At 64.6% G+C, this 601-nt stretch carries 1 pseudogene; it reads right to left on the reverse strand.

Annotation, left to right across the window (positions count from 1 at the left end):
* Window positions 1–601: pseudogene (locus MOMUL_RS15260) on the reverse strand (hypothetical protein); the annotation flags it as partial.

Genomic DNA, 601 nt, shown 5'->3' on the forward strand with positions numbered 1-601 from the left:
ATCAGGTCGCCGGAAGGACCGCCGGGTTCTTCGCCGCCATCATCGCCCCCGCCGGTGTTACCGCCGCCCGGAGGATTTCCCCCGCCGCTTCCACCGCCGCCGCTGTCAGGGGGTTCGGCCCCGCTCAATAAATTGGTGGCCTTGACGTTGTTATCGTAGTAGGGCTCCATGAAGGCCCCTATCCCCGGGGGCACGCTGCCTTTATATACGGGGCTATAGGGCTGTTTCGCCCATTTTCCCGGATTGGCGCCCAGGACGCTTCCCCCTGTTGCATACGGGGCATTGATGGAGGCTACCAGCCGGAAGCTCCTGTCTACGGGCGCGGCAAAAAAGCCGGTCAAAGTAACCGCTCCCGGGGTGCCCGCAGCGACACTAGCCCTGGGGAGGTTAACCTGCCGGGAATCCACCCTGGTGGGGGCGGGGTCACCCTCCGGCCAGACGTAGAGCTCGAACAGGGCGTTATGAGCCTCAAAGGGCGAGAGGTTCTCAATAACCGCGGCGTAAGGCGCCATGGCGTCGCTGCCGGGAGCACCGGCGGTAAGCTGGCTCACCGCCAGGTCTACGGTGAAAGCCACCTTCTTCTGCTCGCACCCACCATCGG

It is taken from the genome of Moorella mulderi DSM 14980 (assembly GCF_001594015.1).
In the GTDB taxonomy this organism is placed as follows: domain Bacteria; phylum Bacillota; class DSM-521; order Neomoorellales; family Neomoorellaceae; genus Neomoorella; species Neomoorella mulderi.